General features: G+C 69.0%; 13 protein-coding genes. 4 read left to right on the forward strand and 9 right to left on the reverse strand.

All coding sequences use genetic code 11. From position 1 onward, the window contains the following. Window positions 1-10: 10 nt before the first annotated feature. Together AB0F43_RS27660 and AB0F43_RS27665 are read left to right on the forward strand one after the other, a co-directional pair. Window positions 11-715, forward strand: coding sequence for an FCD domain-containing protein (locus AB0F43_RS27660; RefSeq protein ID WP_360482861.1), 705 nt, complete (start codon window positions 11-13; stop codon window positions 713-715). 178 nt (window positions 716-893) lie between these two features. Continuing rightward, window positions 894-2,045: a pyridoxal phosphate-dependent aminotransferase gene (locus AB0F43_RS27665; protein WP_360482864.1), complete on the forward strand. Its 1,152-nt coding sequence runs from the start codon at window positions 894-896 to the stop codon at window positions 2,043-2,045. 400 nt (window positions 2,046-2,445) lie between these two features. On the opposite strand, the gene AB0F43_RS27670 is transcribed toward AB0F43_RS27665, so the two are convergent. From AB0F43_RS27670 to dnaK, 9 genes are all read right to left on the reverse strand, one after another. Further along, the gene (locus AB0F43_RS27670) at window positions 2,446-2,799 is read right to left on the reverse strand and encodes an ArsC/Spx/MgsR family protein (protein ID WP_360482867.1); all 354 of its coding nucleotides are present in this window, start codon (window positions 2,797-2,799) and stop codon (window positions 2,446-2,448) included. 16 nt (window positions 2,800-2,815) lie between these two features. Then, the gene (locus AB0F43_RS27675) at window positions 2,816-3,391 is read right to left on the reverse strand and encodes a hypothetical protein (protein WP_360482870.1); all 576 of its coding nucleotides are present in this window, start codon (window positions 3,389-3,391) and stop codon (window positions 2,816-2,818) included. 79 nt (window positions 3,392-3,470) lie between these two features. Further along, complete coding sequence (locus AB0F43_RS27680) at window positions 3,471-4,100, reverse strand: hypothetical protein (protein ID WP_360482872.1); 630 nt, start codon at window positions 4,098-4,100, stop codon at window positions 3,471-3,473. A gap of 194 nt (window positions 4,101-4,294) precedes the next feature. Further along, complete coding sequence (clpB, locus tag AB0F43_RS27685; protein WP_360482875.1) at window positions 4,295-6,877, reverse strand: ATP-dependent chaperone ClpB; 2,583 nt, start codon at window positions 6,875-6,877, stop codon at window positions 4,295-4,297. A 306-nt stretch (window positions 6,878-7,183) separates the two neighbouring features. Beyond that, a complete protein-coding gene (locus tag AB0F43_RS27690; protein WP_360482878.1) occupies window positions 7,184-7,723 on the reverse strand; it encodes a DUF664 domain-containing protein in 540 nt (179 codons plus the stop codon). 284 nt (window positions 7,724-8,007) lie between these two features. Beyond that, entirely contained in the window at window positions 8,008-8,463 is a 456-nt protein-coding gene (locus tag AB0F43_RS27695; protein ID WP_360482881.1) for a helix-turn-helix transcriptional regulator, read from the reverse strand. Further along, the gene (dnaJ, locus tag AB0F43_RS27700) at window positions 8,463-9,629 is read right to left on the reverse strand and encodes a molecular chaperone DnaJ (RefSeq protein ID WP_360482883.1); all 1,167 of its coding nucleotides are present in this window, start codon (window positions 9,627-9,629) and stop codon (window positions 8,463-8,465) included. The genes AB0F43_RS27695 and dnaJ overlap by 1 nt, the downstream gene beginning before the upstream one ends. 39 nt (window positions 9,630-9,668) lie before the next feature. Beyond that, window positions 9,669-10,382 carry a nucleotide exchange factor GrpE gene (gene grpE, locus AB0F43_RS27705; RefSeq protein WP_360482886.1) on the reverse strand — a complete coding sequence of 238 codons (714 nt, stop codon included), beginning with the start codon at window positions 10,380-10,382 and terminating at the stop codon, window positions 9,669-9,671. Beyond that, complete coding sequence (gene dnaK, locus AB0F43_RS27710; protein WP_360482889.1) at window positions 10,379-12,238, reverse strand: molecular chaperone DnaK; 1,860 nt, start codon at window positions 12,236-12,238, stop codon at window positions 10,379-10,381. Before dnaK ends, grpE begins: the two co-directional genes overlap by 4 nt. Before the next feature lie 288 nt (window positions 12,239-12,526). On the opposite strand from dnaK, the gene AB0F43_RS27715 reads away from it, so the two are divergent. Together AB0F43_RS27715 and AB0F43_RS27720 are read left to right on the forward strand one after the other, a co-directional pair. After that, on the forward strand, window positions 12,527-12,997 hold the full coding sequence (locus AB0F43_RS27715; protein WP_360482892.1) for a GNAT family N-acetyltransferase: 471 nt from the start codon (window positions 12,527-12,529) through the stop codon (window positions 12,995-12,997). Window positions 12,998-13,187: 190 nt separating this feature from the next. Beyond that, window positions 13,188-13,580 (forward strand): phosphoribosyltransferase family protein, encoded by a 393-nt coding sequence (locus AB0F43_RS27720; protein WP_360482895.1) that lies wholly within the window; start codon window positions 13,188-13,190, stop codon window positions 13,578-13,580. Window positions 13,581-13,604 lie beyond the last annotated feature (24 nt).

Consider the following 13,604-nt stretch of genomic DNA (forward strand, 5'->3'; position numbering starts at 1 on the left):
AGGTGGGCTCATGGCAGCCACGGACAAGGCCCTGGCCGGCCTGCGCCAGATGATCGCGTCCGGCGAGCTCGGCCCGGGGGCGAAGTTCCCGCCGGAGCCCGAGCTGTGCGACCACCTCGGCGTGTCCCGGAGCTCCCTGCGGGAGGCGGCCCGGTCACTGGCGGCGCTCGGCGTGATCGAGTCCCGGCACGGCTCCGGCACGTACGTCTCGGCACTGGACCCGGCCGAGATCATCAGCCGGTTCTCGCTCTCGGTCGAGCTGATCCCCCTCGAGGGCGTCCTCGAACTGATGGAAGTACGCCGAGTGCTCGAGGCGCACGCCACCGCGGCGGCCGCGGCCCGGCAGGACCCCGAGCTGCAGAAGCGGCTGAGCGGGATCCTCGACCAACTGGAGGCGACCACGGACGCCACCGAGATCCAGCGGCTGGACGCCGAGTTCCACGGCGCGATCTGTGCGGCCGGCGGGAACCCGACCGTCACCGCGCTCACCGGCGTGATCCGCGGTCGCGGCGGGCACTACCGCATCTTCGAGCCGGGCGCGGACTTCGACGCGATCAAGCAGACCAGCGACCGCGGCCACCGCGCGATCCTCGCCGCCCTCGCCCGCCGCGACCCGGCCGCCGCCGCCACCGCCGCCTCGGCCCACGTAGCCCAAACCGAACTCTGGCTCCGAGCCCTCCGCCCCGAACCCCAGGTAGACCCACCCCCAGGCTGACAGTATTTCCTGGTCGCCGAGCCGATCCGCGAGGGCAGCACGTTGCACGCGGGCGCGCGGTTCAGCTCCACGCCGTTCGAGCGAACGCTGACGTTTGCTCCATGCCTGGAACTCCGAGGAGCTGGTCCAGGCCCGGCATTTCCGGCGGGATCTCGGTGTGCGCGTTAGGGTCAGGAACATGCGCGAACACGCTCAGCGGCTGACCGGGCTCGGGACGACGATCTTCGCGGAGATGTCCGCCCGTGCGGTGGCGACCAACTCGGTGAACCTCGGCCAGGGGTTCCCGGACCGCGACGGGCCCGACTCGCTGCTCGAGGACGCGATCAGCGCGATCCGCGCCGGCGCGAATCAGTACCCACCGGGTCGCGGCGTACCGGCGCTGCGGCAGGCGATCGCCGACCACCAGAAGCGCTTCTACGACCTGTCGTACGACCCCGACACCGAGGTCCTCGTCACCACCGGCGCGACCGAGGCCGTCGCCGCCGCCCTGCTCGCGTACGTCGAGCCCGGCGACGAGGTGATCGCGCTGGAACCGTACTACGACTCGTACGCGGCCGGTATCGCGTTCGCCGGCGGCCGCCGCGTCCCGGTCACCCTGCGCGCCCCGGACTTCCGCCTCGACCTCGACGAACTCCGCGCCGCCGTCACCCCGCGCACCAAGGTCCTGCTGATCAACTCCCCGCACAACCCGACCGGTACCGTCCTCACCGACGACGAGCTCCGCGGCATCAGCGCCGTCGCCGTCGAGCACGACCTGGTCGTCATCACCGACGAGGTCTACGAACACCTCGTGTACGACGGCCTCGAGCACCGGCCGCTGGCGTCGTACGACGGAATGGCCGAACGCACCGTCTCGATCAGCAGCGCGGGCAAGACGTTCGCCGTCACCGGCTGGAAGATCGGCTGGGTCACCGGCACGCCTGAGGTGGTCACCGCGGTCACCACCGCCAAGCAGTTCCTCACCTTCACCTCCGGCGCCCCCTTCCAGCCTGCCGTCGCCGGAGCACTTGCCCTAGGCAACGAGTACTACGACGCCCTGCGCGCCGACCTGCAGTCCCGCCGCGACCTTCTCTGCGACGGCCTGGAGCAACTCGGCTTCGGCGTCCACCGCCCACAGGGCACCTACTTCGTCACCACCGACATCCGCCCCCTCGGTCACACCGACGGCATCGACTTCTGCCGCATGCTCCCCGAACGCACCGGCGTCGTAGCCATCCCCCACCAAGTCTTCTACGACAACACCGAAGCCGGCCGCCCCCTCGTCCGCTGGGCCTTCTGCAAACAACCCGAAGTCCTCAAAGAAGCCCTCACCCGCCTCGAAGAACTCTGACGCCTGGGCGTGTGGATGTCGGACGACAGCGCCCGGTTGTTTGTGGCATACTTCAGGTAGCTCGCCACGCGCTGCTTGGTGAGAAGTGAAGCTGGGATTCCCACCGGATGATGGGGCCCAGCTTTCGCGCTTCTAGCGCACTGTGACCTGATGCACGACGGCCATCTCGGACAACGCCAGTAACCACCTCGGCTCCCCGAGGTTCGCCGCAGTCACCGCCCCCGCCACCGCATCCGGCAACCAGAGCATCGGTTCCTGCAGCGGCCGCGCGAACTCGATCGACGTCCGGTACGACAACAACCCCTTGCGGATTCTGCAGGAATTGGCAATCCCATGCGCGGCGCCATCCACAGGTTCGGCGGGCAACCTGGGGCAGCGCGGGGCAGATTGTCGCTAGGGGTTAGTTCGGGAGGAAGCGGGCGAGGGTTTCTGGGTCGCGGGCTACTGCGGTGGTGTTGTCGTCGGCGGTGAGGATGGGGCGTTGGATGAGGATGGGGGACTCGGTCATGGCCTGGATCCAGGCGGCGCGGTGTTCTTCGTCTCGGGGGAGGGTGCGGAGGGGTTTGGCGGCTGGTTCGTTGTGGCGCACCAGGTCCCAGGGTTCCAGGTTGAGGCGCTGCAGTACGGCGGTGAGTTCTTCCGGCGTAGGTGGGTCGTCCAGGTAGCGGCGGACCGTGTAGGCGATGCCGGCCTCGTCCAGGGCCTTGGTGGCGGTGCGGCATTTGGAGCAGGCGGGGTTGATCCAGATCTCCACGGGTGCGGTCCTTCGGTCAGCGGTGGTGGAACCAGAGTTTGGTCGGCTGCTGGAGCATCAGGAACAGCAGGGTGCCGTGGATGGCGAGGCCGAGGATGCCGTTGGGCAGCTGCATCAGGCCGCCGACGATGCCGAGCGCGGCGATCGCGATCAGCGTGTAGCGGGACCAGGCGTGACGTTTGCGAAGGTAGACGGCCGGGATGATGTACGCGGCGGCGCAGCCGAGGATGACGGCGACGACCAGGCCTTGGGCGTCCTTGGAGCCGGTGACGATCTCGGCGATCCGCTCGCCCGCGGAGGTGAAAGCCATGCCGGCGAGCAGGAGACACAAGGCTCCGAGGCCGAGCGAGATCGCCGAGGCGATGGTGACCTGTTTCGGTGGGCGCGCGTACTGAGGCGGAGTCGTGCCGAACGCACCGCCGTACGCTCCCGGAAAGTCGCCGTACGAACTCCGTGGATCACCGTACGGCGGCGAGCCGGGCGGCTGTGAACCTGGCGATCCTGGTGATGGTGAGGCGCCGGCCGAGCCGAAGACGCCCTGGTACGGCCCGGGGCGGTCCTCACCGGAGTTGTTGCCCTGCTGCTCGGTCATGCCCTGAAGAGTTCCTTCCACCAGCCCCCTGCCCCGATCCTCCCAGACGAGCCAAACCGTGCTGTCGCCGCGCGCTGGCTCAGGGTGCGGCGACGGTGATGTCGAGGTGCGGGAACGTCAGGTCGAGGTCCGTAGGCGTGAGGCCGGGGTGGAGGAAGTACGCCAGGTTGGGGTGGAAGTGGACCGTTGTTCCGGTGGCCGGGGTGTTGTCGATCGAGTCCAGGTCGGTGACCGGGATGCCGTGTTCGTAGCGTTGGGTCCAGGAGCCGTTGAGGCGGCGGTTGGTGTGGACGAGCCAGTCGCTGAGCGCTGCGACGACGGACATGCCGCGGCGGGGGTGGCCGTCAGGGAGGAGTGGGCTGGCTGGGTTCGCGAAGAAGCGGAGGTCCTGGGTGGCCATGATCGGCTTCTTGATCAGCTGGCCGTGCTCGTCGACGCGGGTGTCGGTACCGCGGCCGTTGTCCTCGATCGCGATGGAACTGTCGGTGTGCAGGGTGACGGTGCAGGTGCCGCGCCGACCGGCTGACTCTGCTTCGTCGTTGGCGTAGGCGAGGACTTCCAGGAGCAGATGGATCAGGCCGCTGGGGGCGTACTCGGCGGGCTGGGAGCGGATGTGTTCCAGGTGGTCCTGGTCGATCGTGCCGGACCAGTCGTGTGTGGTGTTCACCCAGGTGGCGCGCGGATTCGTCACCTCCGCATTCTCCTTCATCGCTTGCTGCCGCGAGCGTTGTGCGTGGGTGCGGGTAGCTCGCAGGCGGTGCTTTGCAGGTCGGCGGTCGGCTGACCGTCGGGGGCCGAGCAAAGCACCACCTGCGAGCGGTTGGAAGCTGAGCGCCCGGTCCGGGTGTCGGGGCTGGCGCTGGGGTTGGAGCTGCCGGGCCCGCGGGGCGGGCCCGGCTTGGGTCAGGCCGGGGTTACCTCGAGGGCGTCCTTGGCCTCGTTGAGGGTGACCTTGACGGTGTCGCCGTCTCGGACGTTGCCGGCCAGCAGAGCGCGGGCGAGTTCGTCGCCGATGGCGGACTGGACCAGGCGGCGCAGGGGGCGGGCACCGTAGACCGGGTCGTAGCCGGTCATCGCGAGCCACTCCAGAGCGTCGTCGCCGACGTCCAGGGTGATCCGGCGGTCGGTCAGGCGGCGCTGCAGGGCGGTGATCTGCAGGGCGGTGATCTGGGTCAGTTCCTCGCTGCCCAGGGCGTCGAACAGCACGATCTCGTCCAGCCGGTTGATGAACTCCGGCTTGAACGACTGCCGCACCACCGCCATCACCTGATCACGCTTGACCTGGTCGTCCAGCGTGACGTCGGCCAGGTACGCCGAGCCGAGGTTGCTGGTCAGGATCAGGATGACGTTGCGGAAGTCGACCGTACGACCCTGGCCGTCGGTGAGCCGGCCGTCGTCCAGCACCTGCAGCAGGATGTCGAAGACCTCGGGGTGAGCCTTCTCCACCTCGTCGAGCAGGATCACCGAGTACGGGCGCCGGCGCACCGCCTCGGTGAGCTGGCCGCCTTCCTCGTACCCGACGTAGCCGGGCGGGGCGCCGACCAGCCGCGAGACGCTGTGTTTCTCGCCGTACTCCGACATGTCGATCCGGACCATGGCGCGCTCGTCGTCGAACAGGAAGTCCGCGAGCGCCTTGGCCAGCTCGGTCTTGCCGACGCCGGTCGGGCCGAGGAACAGGAAGCTTCCGGTCGGACGGTCCGGGTCGGAGATACCGGCCCGGGCGCGACGGACGGCGTCGCTGACGGCCGTGACCGCCTCGCGCTGGCCGATCAGCCGACGACCCAGCTCGTCCTCCATCCGGAGCAGCTTGCCGGTCTCGCCCTCCAGTAGCCGGCCGGTCGGGATGCCGGTCCACATCGCGATCACCTCGGCGATCTCGGTCGGGCCGACCTCCTCGTTGACCATCGCCTCCGGGCCGTCGGTGACCTCGGGCTCGGCGTCGGCGGCCTCCAGCTCCTTCGTGAGCTCGGGGATCTCGCCGTACAGGATCCGGGCAGCGGTCTCCAGGTCGCCGTCGCGCTGGGCCCGCTCGGCCTGCCCGCGCAGCTCGTCGATCCGCTCCTTGATCTCACCGACCCGGTTCAGGCCGGACTTCTCCCGCTCCCAGCGGGCCTCGAGGGCACGCAGCTCCTCCTCGCGGTCGGCCAGGTCGGCGCGCAGCCGCTCGAGCCGCTCCTGGCTGGACGGGTCCTCCTCGCGGGACAGCGCGAGCTCCTCCATCTTCAGCCGGTCGACGGTACGGCGGAGCGAGTCGATCTCGACCGGGGACGAGTCGATCTCCATCCGCAGCCGGGACGCTGCCTCGTCGACCAGGTCGATGGCCTTGTCCGGCAGCTGGCGGCCGCTGATGTAGCGGTGGGACAGCGTCGCGGCGGCGACCAGCGCGCTGTCGGAAATGGCCACCTTGTGGTGCGCCTCGTAGCGCTCCTTCAGGCCGCGCAGGATCGCGATCGTGTCCTCGGCACTCGGCTCACCGACGAACACCTGCTGGAAGCGGCGCTCCAGCGCCGGGTCCTTCTCGATCCGGGTCCGGTACTCGTCGAGGGTCGTGGCGCCGATCATCCGCAGCTCGCCGCGGGCCAGCATCGGCTTCAGCATGTTCCCGGCGTCCATCGCGCCTTCGCCGGTCGCACCGGCGCCGACGACGGTGTGCAGCTCGTCGATGAAGGTGATGATCTGGCCGTCGGACTCCTTGATCTCGGTCAGCACCGCCTTGAGCCGCTCCTCGAACTCACCGCGGTACTTCGCGCCGGCGACCATCGCTCCGAGGTCGAGGCTGATCAAGCGCCGGCCGCGCAGCGACTCGGGCACGTCACCGGCCACGATCCGCTGGGCCAGTCCTTCGACGACGGCGGTCTTGCCGACGCCGGGCTCACCGATCAGGACGGGGTTGTTCTTGGTACGGCGGGACAGCACCTGGACCACTCGTCGGATCTCGGAGTCACGCCCGATCACCGGGTCGAGCTTCCCGTCCTTGGCCCGCTCGGTCAGGTCGAGCCCGTACTTCTCCAGCGTCTTGGTGGTGCCCTCCGCCTCCGGTGAGGTGATCCGGCGGTTGCCGCGCGCCTTGTCGAACGCCTGCAGCAGCGCGTCCGCGGTCACGCCGAGCGCGGTCTTCGCATTGCCCTCGACGGTCGCGAGCGAGATCAGCAGATGCTCGGTGGAGACGTACTCGTCGCCGAGCCCGAGAGCGCGCTGCTCCGCCTGGTTCAGCACGTCAGTGGTCTTCGGCGACAGGCTCGGCGCCTGCACGCTGCCGCCGCTCGCCTTCGGCAGCCGGCTCAGAAACTCCGCGGTCCGGCGGCGCACGGCGTCGATGTCGGCGCCGGCGCCCTCGAGGAGCCCGGCGGTGGTCCCCTCGGGCTGCGTCAGCAGCGCGGACAGCAGGTGAATGGGTTCCACGGTCGGGTTGCCCGCCGCGGAGGTCTGACGGATCGCGACCGACAGGGTTTCCCGGGCCAGCGTCGTCAACCGCTGAACGTCCATCTGTTCCAGCCTTTCAAGCTCAACCAACAGCAGTCACTGGATACAACCTATCCAAACTTGAGTCCATTCCACTCAACTCTGAGAAAATCTGGGGACAAGTCAGGGTTTCCCTGGGCGGGAGATGGTCTCGTTACAAGTTGTATCCGTTTGGTGGCCGCTGGTTGAGCATGAGTTGACCGGCTGTGGACAAACCGGCTGAACCGGCTGGGGCTGCGCACGCGCCACCTCCGGCACGCTCGGGAGATGCCTTCAGCCGCATCCGGGCTTGCTGCGGACAGTCGGCCGCCGGGTCTTCGGCCTGTCCTGTCACTCCCCGATGAGGCCGTCCACCGACTCCCGGATGAGGTCGGCGTGCCCGTTGTGCCGGGCGTACTCTTCGATCATGTGAACCACGATCCACCGCGCGCTGGGCATGCGACCGTCCGGCAAGCTGCGCCGTGCCAGCTGGTCCAGGCCGCCGTCGGCCAGGGTCTCGGAGAGCAGATCGCGGGAGCGGGACACCGCGTCCTGCCAGAGGGCGTGCAGATCCTCGGGGGAGTCCTCGGCGGCCGAGTTCCACTCCCAGTCGGGGTCGGAGTCCCAGTCGTCGTCGTTCCACATCGCGTGGCGCTTGTTCCCCCGCATGCGGTAGGAGAACCAGTGGTCCTCGTAGTAGGCCAGGTGCTTGAGCATCCCGCCCAGCGTCATCGTCGAGGCGCCCACGGTCGCCGTCAGACCGGCCACGTCCAAGCCGGAGCACTTCCAGGCGAACGTCGCGCGCTGGTATTCCAGAAAGCCCACGAGGGTCTCGGTCTCGTCGGAGGCCAGAGGAGGCTCCGGGCGGCCCTGGTCGTCCAGGAGGGTCATGGGCAGGAGTTTATGGCCGCCGCCTCAGGTCGACCGTCTTGAGCAGTTGCTCAAGACATCGCCGGGGGTCCACGATCTGCGCAGTGGTGCTGATACGAACCGCAGGGCGGTCCTGGAATCGGACCACCCTGCGGGGGCCGAAGGGCGCCTGGGGGTGAGGCGCACCTTCAGCGGTGGAGACATCTGGGGGACGACGTCTCCACTGGCCGGAGGCTCCGAGGGGGGATCGGACGCCTCTGGGTCGGTGGGCTCAGCACGGCCGGCCTGAGCCCGGGCTCGTTCTGTCAGCGCGGACCCAGCTCCAACGGCTGGGTCCGGATCCAGCGGGTCGTGGTCTGCTGTCGGCCCATCGCGATCACGTCGCCGGCCGGGCCCGCCGAGAAGACCCGGCTGCCGGTGGTCTGCCGGGACGCACCGACACCGCGCTGGACTTCTGCCAGGAGCTGGTTGACTCGCCTGCGCAGGTCCTCCACTTCGGATTGCAGCGCGAGGATGTGCCGGATTCCCGCCAGGTTGATGCCTTCCTCCTGGGACAGGTGCTGCACGTACCTCAGCTTCGCCACGTCGTACGCCGAGTACCGCCGGCCGCGACCGGACGCCCGGCTCGGGGTGACCAACCCGAGCCGGTCGTACTGGCGCAGTGTCTGCGGATGCATGCCGGCCAGCTGGGCCGCCACCGAGATCACGTAGATCGGCGTGCGGTCGTCCCAGGTCGGCACCTGGCTGAACGGGATGCCCATCACGAACTCCCGAACAACCCGGCCCGCAGGTCAGGCTGGTCCGAAGCCGAGCTGAACTCCTGCAGCTTGGCCCGCTGCTCCTCGCTCAGCTCGTGCGGAACCTGCACCTCGATGGTGAGCAGCAGATCGCCCCTGGTGCCGTCCCGGCGGGCCGATCCCTTGCCACGGACGCGCAGCTTGCTCCCGTTCGCCGTACCGGCCGGGATCCGGACCGTGACGGGCAGGCCGTCCAGGGTCGGCACCTTGATCTCGGCGCCCAGCGCGGCCTCGGTGAAGCTCACCGGAACGTTGAGCGTCAGGTGCTCGCCCTGGCGGCCGAAGATCCGGTGCGGCTTGACGTGCACGGTGACGTAGAGGTCGCCCGCGGGGCCACCCCGTTCGCCGGCCGCGCCCTTGCCCTTCAGCCGGATCCGCTGACCGTCCTGCACGCCCGCCGGGATGCGGACCTGCATGGTCTTGCTCGACTGGCCACGGCCGGAGCCGTGACAGGTCTCGCACGGCTGGTCGACGACCAGGCCGCGTCCCCTGCACTCGGTGCACGGCTCGGTCATGGCGAACACGCCGCCCTGGACCGAGGTCTGCATCCCCGTGCCCTCGCACTTCAGGCAGACCTTGGGCACCGTCCCGTACTTCGCGCCGGTGCCACGGCAGGTCCGGCACGGCTCGTCGCTGGTCATCCGCAGCGCCACGGTGACACCGTTCACGGCCTCGGCGAACTCGATCGTCGCCTCGGTCTCGATGTCGGCACCGCGCCGCGGCCGGGCCGTCGACGTGGTGGTCGTGGTCCGGCCGCCACCGCCGAACATGCCGCCCAGGATGTCGCCGAGGCCGCCACCGCCGCCGGCCCCACCCCGGTTGAACAGGTCGCCGACGTCGAAGTTGAAGCCGCCCTGTCCGGTGCTACCGCCCGGCATCCGGAAGCCGCCGCTGCCGAACAGCCGGCGTGCCTCGTCGTACTCCTTGCGCTTCTTCGGGTCGCCGACCACGTCGTACGCCTCGGAGACCTCCTTGAACCTGGCCTCCGCGGTGGCGTCCCCGGAGTTGGAGTCCGGGTGGTACTTGCGCGCCAGCTTGCGGTAGGCCTTCTTGATCTCGTCGGCCTCGGCGGTCTTGGAGACGCCGAGAACCTTGTAGAAGTCCTTCTCGAGCCAGTCCTTCGTACTCATCTGACGCCTCCCCTCCCGCCGAGTGGGGCACGGCCCCCGTTACTCCGCAGGCTTGTCCGCGGCCTGGTCTTCATCTGTACTCTCCACCGGTACGTCGGCCTCCACGGCCTCGGCCGGCAGTTGCTCGGTCGGCTCCGAGACGGCCACCCGGGCCGGCCGCAGGACCCGCTCGCCGAGGCGGTACCCCGGCTGCATGACCATCGTCGCGGTCGGGCCGTCCACCTCGTCGGAGTAGTTGTGCAGCAGGGCCTCGTGGATGCGCGGGTCGAAGGGATCACCCTGTTCGCCGTACTTCACCAGGCCGAGCTTCTCGGTGACCCGCTCGAGCGACTCGGCGACCGCCTTGAAGGCGCCCTCGAGCTCACCCGCCTCGCGGGCCCGGCCGATGTCGTCCAGGATCCCGAGCAGCTCGGTCAGCACCGAGCCGATCACGAGCTCCCGGGAGGACTCCCGATCCCGGTCCACGCGCCGCTTGTAGTTGACGTACTCGGCCTGCAGTCGCTGCAGGTCCGCCGTACGTTCGGCGAGCGCCTCGGTCAACAGAGCCTCCTGGGCGGACGGGCCGATCAGGTCCGACGGGTCCTTCGGCGGCTGTGCGCCCGGGGTGCCCGGCATGCCCGGAGCGGCGCCGGCCGCGGGAGCCTCCGACATCGGGGGCTCCCGCAGCTCGCCGGTGTCCGGGTCGATCCGGCGCTTGTCCCGGACGACGGGGTCACCGTCGCCGAACTCGCTGCCAGTCGGTCGATCCGTCACTTGTCCTCCGTCTTGTCCTGCGGCCGGTCCTCGTCGACGATCTCGGCGTCGACCACGTCGTCGTCGGTGCTGCTCGAGCTGCTGTCGGTGGACGCGCCCTCCTCGGACCCGCCGGCGGCCTGGGCGTTCGCGTACATCGCGGCACCCATCTTCTGGCTGGACTGGGCGAGCTTCTCCGACGCGGCCTTGATCGCGTCGGCGTCGTCACCCTCGAGCGCCTTCTTCAGCTCGGCGACGCCGTCCTTGACCTCGGTCTTGACGTCGTCCGGGACCTTGTCCTCGTTCTCGGACAGGAACTTCTCGGTCTGGTACACGAGGCTCTCGGCCTGGTTGCGGTTCTCCACCGCCTCCCGGCGCTTGCGGTCCTCCTCGGCGTACTGCTCGGCGTCGCGGACCATCTTGTCGATGTCGTCCTTCGGCAGCGCGGAGCCACCGGTGACGGTCATCCGCTGCTCCTTGCCGGTGGCCAGGTCCTTGGCGTTGACGTGCACGATGCCGTTCGCGTCGATGTCGAAGGTGACCTCGATCTGCGGCACGTTCCGCGGCGCCGGCGGCAGGCCGGTCAGCTCGAAGTTGCCGAGCGACTTGTTGTCGCGCGCCATCTCCCGCTCGCCCTGGTAGACCTGGATCATCACCGACGGCTGGTTGTCCTCGGCCGTGGTGAAGATCTCCGAGCCCTTGGTCGGGATCGTGGTGTTGCGCTCGATGATCTTGGTGAACACGCCACCCTTGGTCTCGATGCCAAGGCTCAGCGGGGTCACGTCGAGCAGCAGGACGTCCTTGACCTCACCCTTCAGCACACCGGCCTGCAGGGAGGCGCCGACCGCGACGACCTCGTCCGGGTTCACGCCCTTGTTCGGCTCCTTGCCGCCGGTGAGCTCCTTGACCAGCTCGGCCACCGCGGGCATCCGGGTCGAACCGCCGACCAGGATCACGTGGTCGATCTTCGACACGTCGATACCCGCGTCCTTGATGACCGCCTTGAACGGGGCGCGGGCGCGCTCCAGCAGGTCGTTGGTCATCTTCTGGAACTCGGCCCGGGAGAGCTTCTCCTCCAGGTGCAGCGGGCCGGACTCGGTCAGGCTCAGGTACGGCAGGTGGATGGTGGTCTCGGCCGCGGCGGACAGCTCGATCTTGGCCTTCTCGGCGGCTTCCTGCAGCCGCTGCATGGCCATCTTGTCGCCGGACAGGTCGGTGCCGTTCTTGTTCTTGAACTGGGTCACCAGCCAGTTGACGATCCGCTGGTCCCAGTCGTCACCACCGAGGTGGTTGTCACCGCTGGTCGCCTTCACCTCGAAGACACCGTCGCCGATCTCCAGCAGGGACACGTCGAACGTGCCACCACCGAGGTCGAAGACCAGGATGGTCTGCTCGGTGCCCTTGTCCAGGCCGTACGCGAGCGCGGCCGCGGTCGGCTCGTTGACGATCCGGTGCACCTTCAGGCCGGCGATCTCACCGGCCTCCTTGGTCGCCTGGCGCTGCGCGTCGGAGAAGTAGGCCGGCACGGTGATGACCGCGTCGGTGACCTGCTCCCCGAGGTACGCCTCGGCGTCCCGCTTCAGCTTCTGCAGCACGAACGCGCTGATCTGCTGCGGGGTGAACTTCTTGCCATCGATCGTCGTGCTCCAGTCCTCGCCCATGTGGCGCTTGATGGACCGGATCGTGCGGTCGACGTTCGTGGTGGCCTGGCGCTTCGCCACCTCGCCGACCAGGACCTCGCCGTTCTTGGCGAAGGCCACCACCGAGGGCGTCGTACGCGCTCCCTCGGCGTTGGGGATGACGGTGGGCTCGCCACCTTCCAGTACGGCGATGACGGAGTTCGTCGTACCGAGATCGATACCGACCGCGCGGGCCATGTGCTTACCTCCACGAAGTTGAGTGATGCAGACTCAATGTTGCCGCTCCAAGGCCCGGGTTTCAAATCCGGGACTGAACAGACTTGAGTACACCTGACTCAACATGGCACACCGCTGGGTCATTCCCAACCCTGCCCCCGGATTCCCAGGGATCAGCCAGGGACCTCCCGCGCCTCGACCCCGGCGCCGGTCCCCCAGATTCCGGGACGCCGGCCCGCGATCCGGACGCTCGCCCCCTGCCGCGGCAAAGGCTTTCCGTGGGATGGTGTCACGGTGAAGCTCCGCCCAATGACTTCTGCCGACGACGCCGCGGTGCTTGCCCTGAACGCCGCCGCGGAAGGCTTGGTCGAGCCACTCGGACCGGACCGGCTGGACTGGCTCCGGCTGATCGCCGCGCACGCCGCCGTGGTCGAGCTCGACGACGAGGTGGCTGCCTTCGTCCTCACCTTCGCGCCCGGTTCGGCGCACGACAACCTCGACTTCCAGTGGTTCACCGAGACGTACGCCGACCGCTTCCTCCACCTGGACCGGATCGTGGTCGCCGAGCAACACCGGCGCAAGGGCCTCGCGACCGCGGTCTACCGCGCGGTCGAGCGGTCCGCCAAACCCTTCGACCGCCTGGTCTGCGGAATCCGTTCCGATCCGCCCGACATCGCCGGCCTGGCCTTCCACGCCCGCCGCGGCTTCGTCGAGGTCGGCAAGCTCGGCCGCCCCGACGGCACCACCACCGCGCTGTGCTCCAAGGAGCTGTCCGACTAAATCGGGTGCGGAGGCGCCGACGACCGGCCACGCTTGAGCCATGTCCAGACAGATGCAGGAGCGGCTGCGCGACGCCTTCACCTGGCGAACGGATCGCGGCGCCTGAAGCAGCTACGCCGACGTCACCGGGTGGTGGCGCGACGCCGAGTTACTGCGTGACCTAGGCCCCGCGCTGGGTCGCCTGTACGACGTGACGCCGACGGTTGTGGTCGGTCCGGTGTCTCGTGGATCAATGCTGGGCGCGTTGACAGCGGCGGCGCTGGGCGTCGGGTTCGTCGAGATCCGGAAGAGCGACGGTCAGGCGACGGACAGCGATCGCTGGGTACGCTGTACGACCGGCCCGGACTACCGGGATCGGCACGTCGTCTTCGGCTTCCGCCGCGACCTGGTGAAGTCCGGCGATCGAGTACTCATGGTCGACGACTGGGCGGACACCGGCGCAACCGCACTGGCCGCCCGCGCCCTGGTCCACGACTGCGACGCCCATTGGATCGGCGCCGCCTGCATCGTCGACGCCCTCACCAACGCCCACCTCCGCCACGACCTCCCCCTCCGCACCCTGATCGACGTACGACGGCTGTGATGGCGGTCCCCCAGACCATCACAA

The sequence above is a fragment of the Kribbella sp. NPDC023972 genome (assembly GCF_040639075.1).
GTDB lineage: Bacteria > Actinomycetota > Actinomycetes > Propionibacteriales > Kribbellaceae > Kribbella.